This is a genomic window from Lutibacter litoralis, from assembly GCF_014646675.1.
In the GTDB taxonomy this organism is placed as follows: domain Bacteria; phylum Bacteroidota; class Bacteroidia; order Flavobacteriales; family Flavobacteriaceae; genus Lutibacter; species Lutibacter litoralis.
Window position 1 is genome coordinate 154,778 of sequence record NZ_BMNS01000004.1, and the last position, 7,180, is coordinate 161,957.

At 31.1% G+C, this 7,180-nt stretch carries 4 protein-coding genes; 1 reads left to right on the forward strand and 3 read right to left on the reverse strand.

The window, feature by feature from the left end:
* Nucleotides 1-16 precede the first annotated feature (16 nt).
* The 3 genes from porK to topA all read right to left on the reverse strand — a co-directional run bounded on the left by porK (nt 17) and on the right by topA (nt 5,195).
* Nucleotides 17-1,378 carry a T9SS ring complex lipoprotein PorK/GldK gene (gene porK / locus IEW75_RS07435; RefSeq protein WP_134248736.1) on the reverse strand — a complete coding sequence of 454 codons (1,362 nt, stop codon included), beginning with the start codon at nt 1,376-1,378 and terminating at the stop codon, nt 17-19.
* A gap of 112 nt (nt 1,379-1,490) precedes the next feature.
* Nucleotides 1,491-2,651 (reverse strand): formimidoylglutamase, encoded by a 1,161-nt coding sequence (locus IEW75_RS07440; RefSeq protein ID WP_134248735.1) that lies wholly within the window; start codon nt 2,649-2,651, stop codon nt 1,491-1,493.
* 45 nt (nt 2,652-2,696) lie between these two features.
* Complete coding sequence (gene topA, locus IEW75_RS07445; protein WP_134248734.1) at nt 2,697-5,195, reverse strand: type I DNA topoisomerase; 2,499 nt, start codon at nt 5,193-5,195, stop codon at nt 2,697-2,699.
* A 527-nt stretch (nt 5,196-5,722) separates the two neighbouring features.
* Between topA and miaB the strand changes: the two genes are divergently transcribed.
* A complete protein-coding gene (gene miaB / locus IEW75_RS07450; protein ID WP_134248733.1) occupies nt 5,723-7,156 on the forward strand; it encodes a tRNA (N6-isopentenyl adenosine(37)-C2)-methylthiotransferase MiaB in 1,434 nt (477 codons plus the stop codon).
* The last annotated feature ends 24 nt before the right edge of the window (nt 7,157-7,180 follow it).

Genomic DNA, 7,180 nt, shown 5'->3' on the forward strand with positions numbered 1-7,180 from the left:
TTATATGTTTGTTGATTTAATTTCCGCTAATATCAGTTCCTAAAAAGTCTTGTACAGTTCTAAAGCCAATATAACTTCTGGCTGAATCAGCATATTCGTAATCTCTAGTACTTACTTCTAAAAAATACGCAACATCTTTCCAAGAACCTCCTCTAATTACTTTTCTATGGTTTTCATCAATCTCTACATTAGGATTCATTGTAGAACCTATATAATAAGATGCTTCACTATAAGAAGTATTTGTCCATTCTGCAACATTTCCAGACATATTATAAAGTCCATAATCGTTTGGCGGGTATGATTTTGCTTCAACGGTATACAAGGCACCATCAACAGCATAATTACCCCTAATAGGTTTAAAGTTTGCTAAAAAACAACCTCTATCTGTTGTTAAATAAGGATTACCCCACGGGTACGTAGCGTTTTCAAGCCCCCCTCTAGCTGCATATTCCCATTCTGCTTCTGTAGCTAGTCTAAATTGAGGTACTTGTGTTGGATTTCTTTTTGCATTTAAATAATCGTTTTTCTTTTTTGTTCTCCATTTACAAAATGCTTTTGACTGCATCCAGGAAACTCCTACCACAGGATAATCATTATATGCTTGATGATAAAAATAATCTTGATGCATTGGATCGTTATACGAATATTTAAAATCACGTACCCAAACAGTAGTATCTGGATACACATTTACTGTTTCTTGTTTTATAAAATCTCTTCTATTTCCTTTGTTTCTAGCTGCTGCTTCCTGATCTAGCCAATAATAGGTGAACTTTAATTTATCTACATTTAACATTCTTCTTCCTTCAAAACTATCTTCAATAGGAGTTAAAATAGAATCAATCATAACTTCGGCATATTCTTCACTTGGAAATTCATGAACATTCCAAATAATTTCTGAATCCCAATTCAACATTTTACCTTGAGTTGGAGAGTTTAAATCTCCTAAACTACCATAGGTTTTCATCATATATTTTTGATATGGAGACATATCAGTAGAGTCAATATTTAAAAACATATATTCTTCTAATACTGGTTCTCCATCAAAAGACATAAGTTCTGAAAATAAGGCAAGTTCTGTTCTAACAATGGAGTCTCTTACCCAATGTACAAATTCTTTATATTCACTGTTTGTTATTTCTGTTTCATCCATGTAGTAAGGACGCACAGTTACAGTTCTGGCTGGGGAATTAAGTGAACCTGCAACATCTTCACTTTGCTTACCCATTGTAAAAGATCCACCAGGGATTAGTGTCATACCTAATGGTCTCTCAGAATGCCAATTATTTGAAGACTTAACTCCAACTAACTCTCCTTGATCATTTGAACCACAACTGACTATCACCAATGCTAGCAAAATATACAATGATATTCTCTTCATATTAATTTATAATTCTTTTAGGCAAACGTATTACTAATTAATTTAAAATACAATATTTAACATAAACTGTTTAAAACTAAAAAATATTGATTTTAGTATTTAAAATATTCCTTTAATTTAATTTTTTAAATGTTTGCATCCATCTTTCAGGAATTTCTTGGTTACTTGCACTTATATAATCTTGATATGTACAAGGTATTAACGCATGTCTTTTAAATTTATTATTATTACTTATTTCTATTTCCATCCACCATCTTCCGCTTTTATGACTTTTATAAAAATTTAGCACTTCATCTTCAATTGGAACAATAAACTTTTTATACTGATCCTTTAATCCAAATGGATAGTCATTTGCTCTAAAATTAACACCTTCAATAAAATACCAAATCATTTGAGAGATTAATTGAGCAGTCTGATTTTTAGTATCTAAAATTGGATTGTATTCGTAAATACCGAATGATGAAACTTTATCACTAATTCCCGCATACCTTGCAATAGCACAAATATCAACTCCTGAAAGCCCATTTGGACATGCATTCTTATTTCCTGGAGCATCTGCATTTTTAATAGACGACATATCTATACTAACAATATCTGCATCTCTTAAAATTGGTTCAACTATTTGAATTTCATTCAAAACTTCACCCAACCTAACCGCATCAAAGTATAAACTTTCTAGTAAATCAATTTCTTCTTGTGAGTTAAAATAGGTTTGATATCCAATATTGCAAAAATTAAATAAATTATTTGGTGGATTCATAACAACCTTACTCAAATAGGATTGAGAATTCAAATCATCTTCTATAGAACCTAAATCAAATTTACTATCTACTGCTACAATATTAACAGTTTGTTCTAAAGTATCGTAAGCCCTGTAATTTGCATATGTAAGCTCTTGTCCTCCTCCAATAATTATAGGTATAATTTTATTTTTGATTAAATAACTTACAAGTGTATTAACCGCAAAATAAGTGTCTTCAATGGTATTTCCCTGTTGAATATCTCCTAAATCTGCAACATTTATTGGCCAATTTCCAGGATACAATTTGTACAATTCTTTTCTTAACTCACTTAAATTTGTACCTGTTCCATTATTATCAACAGCACCACGCCCCTCTAAAACTCCAATTATTGCAATTTTTGTAGTTGTTAAGTCTGGGAAATTATCTTTATTAGCATATATCTTAATACATTGCCCAAATGAACTATCATTTTGCATGCTTGCATACGCTACTAATGTATTATCTACGGGTTTAAGATAATCGAAATTCATTTTTAGGGGTTAAGTAGTATAATTGTTGGCAATATACTAAAAAAATTATTTTTTCGTTGTTTTTCTTTTAGTTGTTTTCTTTTTTGGAGCTTTCTTTTTTGGAGCCTTCTTTTCTATTATATCTTTTACCTCTTCTAGTGTTAGCTTAGTAGCATCTACCGTTTTTGGCAATTCAATTTTAATTTTTCCTTTTAAAATATTTGATCTTCCCCAACGTGCTTTTTCAACTCTAATACCTTCTTCTTCCCAATTATGAAGCACTTTTTCTATTTCTTTTCTCTTTTTATCTTCAATTAATTCTTCAAGATTTACCTGAGTTAAATTATCAAAATCGTATTTTTTATTAACATTGATAAACATATTGTTCCATTTTATAAAAGGACCAAATCTACCTACACCTTTTTGAATTGGTAAATTTTCATAAGTACCAATTGGTGCATCTGCTTTTTGTTTTTCCTGAATTAATTCAATGGCTCTGTTAATATCTACTGACATAGGGTTTTCGTCTCTTGGAATTGAGACAAACATAGTGTCAAATTTAATATAAGGACCAAAACGACCATTAGCAACAATTACATCATTACCTTCATAACCTCCAATTTTCTTAGGAAGCTTAAACAAATCCATTGCTTCTTCATAGGTTATAGAAGTTAAGGTTTGATCTGGTTGTAAACTTGCAAATTTTGGTTTTTCTTCGTCTGTAGCTTCCCCAATTTGTACCATAGCTCCAAACCTACCCAAACGGGCATATACATTTTTACCGCTTTCTGGGTCTATTCCTAATAATCGCTCTCCTTTTGCTCTATCGGCATTTGCAGCAACATCTTCAACTATTGGATGAAATTTTTTGTAAAAATCTTTTATCATAGAAATCCAATCTTCCTTTCCTTCGGCAATAGCATCAAATTCAGACTCTACTTTTGCTGTAAAACCAAAATCCAAAATATTTGAGAAATTTTCTACTAAAAAGTCATTTACAATATTACCTATATCTGTTGGAACTAATTTCCCTTTATCTGAACCTACTTTTTCAGTTAAAACTTTAGAAACTACTTTCCCTTTGGTTAATTTTATTTGTGTATAATCTCTGTCAACACCATCAATTGTACCTTTTTCTACATATTCTCTACGCTGAATTGTTGAAATTGTTGGTGCATATGTGGAAGGACGTCCAATTCCTAATTCTTCTAATCTTTTTACCAAAGCAGCTTCTGTAAATCTATAAGGCGGTCTTGAATATCTTTCGGTTGCAACAATATTTTTATTGATTAAAGTATCTCCTGTTGTTAAATTAGGAAGCATTCCTTCTTGTTCTTCATCTTCATTATCTGTACCTTCTAAATACACTTTTAAGAAACCTTCAAACTTTATCATTTCACCATTTGCAGTAAAAATAGTATTGTTATTCGAGTTTGAAATTTTAACATTGGTACGTTCTAATTGTGCATCACTCATTTGTGAAGCAATGGTCCGTTTCCAAATTAAATCGTACAATCTATCTTGATCGTAATCAACAGAAACCGACTGCTGACTCATATTTGTAGGTCTTATAGCTTCGTGTGCTTCTTGCGCGCCTTTAGATTTAGTACTGAAATTTCTTGGTTTACTATATGCTTCACCGTACGATGAAATTATTTCTTCTTTTGCTTCATTTTTAGCATCATTAGATAGGTTTACACTATCTGTTCTCATATAGGTAATTAAACCTGCTTCATATAAACGTTGCGCAATCATCATTGTTTTTGCAACGGGAAAATATAATTTTCTAGAAGCTTCTTGTTGTAATGTTGAAGTTGTAAATGGTGCTGCTGGAGATTTTTTCGCAGGTTTTTTTTGTAAATCTTCAACCTTGAAATTTGCACCAATACACGAATTTAAAAATGCTTCTGCAGCTTCTTTTGTGTCAAAATTCTTTGGCAAATTAGCTTTAAACTTTTTACCTTCTAAATTAGTGAATTCTGCAACCACTTTATAGGAAGCTACCGGAGTGAAATTTGTTATTTCACGCTCTCTTTCCACTATTAATCGAACAGCAACTGATTGCACTCTACCAGCAGACAATCCTCCTTTTATTTTTCTCCATAAAACTGGTGATAATTCATATCCTACCAACCTGTCTAATACTCTGCGCGCTTGTTGTGCATTTACTAAATTGTAATCTATACTTCTTGGATTTTCAGCAGCCTTTAAAATAGCCTTTTGTGTAATCTCATGAAAAACAATACGTTTTGTTGTAGCATCTTTTAATTTTAGCTGCTCAAATAAATGCCAAGCAATTGCCTCTCCCTCGCGATCCTCATCCGAAGCCAACCAAACAGTATCTGCTTTTTTAGCTAAACTTTTTAATTTTTTTACAATAGCTTTCTTATCTGAAGAAACTACATAATTTGGCATAAAATCTCCATCTACGTTTATTCCTATTTCCTTAGAGGGTAAATCTGCAATATGCCCAAAACTAGATTCAACTTGAAAATCTTTTCCTAAAAATTTTTCAATTGTTTTTGCTTTTGCAGGTGACTCTACTATTACCAAATTTTTTGCCATAAATCTTTTCTTTTTTCATAAAAAACACCTTGAATATATTTAGGCGCTTTTGGTTTGCAAATGTATATAAGATTTTTAATACTTATCAAAAACTATTTGCTAAAAATAAAAAAAACAGGCTATATAGCCTGTTTTTACTAGAAAAACTATTTTTAATTTAAATGATATTCACTCAATAAACTAAGCCCATTATCCGAATAATTATATTGAAACGACGTATTATCACCAATTAACCATAAATTATTTTGCATTAGAACTACATCAAAAGCGGTTATGTTTTTAAATGTATTTAGCAATTCTAAATCTTCAATTTTTGTTTTATTTTATCACTGTTTCAAAGTGTGTATTACTAATACCTTTAAAAATATTAAAACGCTACATTAGGTATTAATATTTAATTCTTAACCAATTAACAAAATTACTTTAAATATTAGAGCTGAAAAGCCATTTAAACAGTTTGTTAAAGTTCTGCCAATATGTCATATTTTTAGAAAATTGGTTATATCTTTGTAATCCAATAAAAAGATATGGGTAGCGAAAAAGTTATAGAAGAAAAAAAGCAAGGTCAAGCGCTTTTAACAGATCATAAACAAGGAAATCATAAAAAACTTTTTATAGAAAGTTATGGTTGCCAAATGAATTTAAATGATACTGAAATTGTTGCATCAATACTTTCTGAAGAAGGTTACAACACCACTCATTTGCTAGAAGAAGCAGATTTAGTTTTGGTAAATACTTGTTCAATTAGAGAAAAAGCAGAACAAACTGTTCGTAAACGTCTAGAAAAATACAATGCTGTTAAAAAAATAAATCCAGCTATGAAAGTTGGTGTTTTAGGCTGTATGGCAGAGCGTTTAAAATCGAAATTTTTAGAAGAAGAAAAAATTGTTGATTTGGTTGTTGGGCCAGATGCTTATAAAGATTTACCTAATTTATTAGCTGAAGTAAGTGCTGGTAGAGATGCTGTAAATGTTATTCTTTCTAAAGAAGAAACGTACGGAGATATTTCTCCAGTTAGATTAAATAGCAACGGTGTTTCGGCTTTTGTTTCAATTACTAGAGGTTGTGACAATATGTGTACTTTTTGTGTAGTACCATTTACAAGAGGAAGAGAACGTAGCCGAGATCCAAAAAGTATTTTAGAAGAAGTAAGAGATTTAGTAGCTAAAAATTATAAAGAAATTACACTTTTAGGTCAAAATGTTGATAGCTACCTTTGGTATGGAGGTGGTTTAAAAAAGGATTTTAAAAATGCTTCTGAAATTGCCAAAGCAACTGCAGTTGATTTTGCACAATTATTAGATTTAGCTGCTACTGAGTTTCAAAAAACACGTTTTCGTTTTTCTACCTCTAACCCACAGGATATGAGCTTAGATGTAATTCACACTATGGCGAAACACGAAAACATTTGTAAATACATTCATTTACCTGTACAGTCTGGAAGTACCACTGTATTAGAAAGAATGAATAGACAACACACACGTGAAGAGTATATGGAACTGATTGACAATATCAAAAAAATATTACCTGAATGTTCCTTGTCTCAGGATATGATTGCTGGATTTTGTGGAGAAACTGAAGAAGAACATCAAGATACATTAAGCTTAATGGAATATGTACAATACGACTTTGGTTTTATGTTTGCTTATTCTGAACGTCCTGGCACACCTGCGGAAAAAAGAATGGAAGACGATGTTCAACTAGCAGTTAAAAAAAGAAGGTTAAATGAAATTATCCAGCTTCAAAGAGAACATGGTGCTTATCGCATGGAACAATTTATAGGTAAAAATGTAGAAGTTTTAATCGAAGGTACTTCAAAAAAATCTGATGCGCATTGGAAAGGCAGAAATTCGCAAAATGCCATGGTTATTTTCCCAAAAGGAGATGAACAAATTGGTGATTTTGTAGACATTCTTGTTGAAGATTGTACTTCAGCAACGCTATTAGGAAAAAGAGCATAATTATGGAATCATTACAAGTAATAA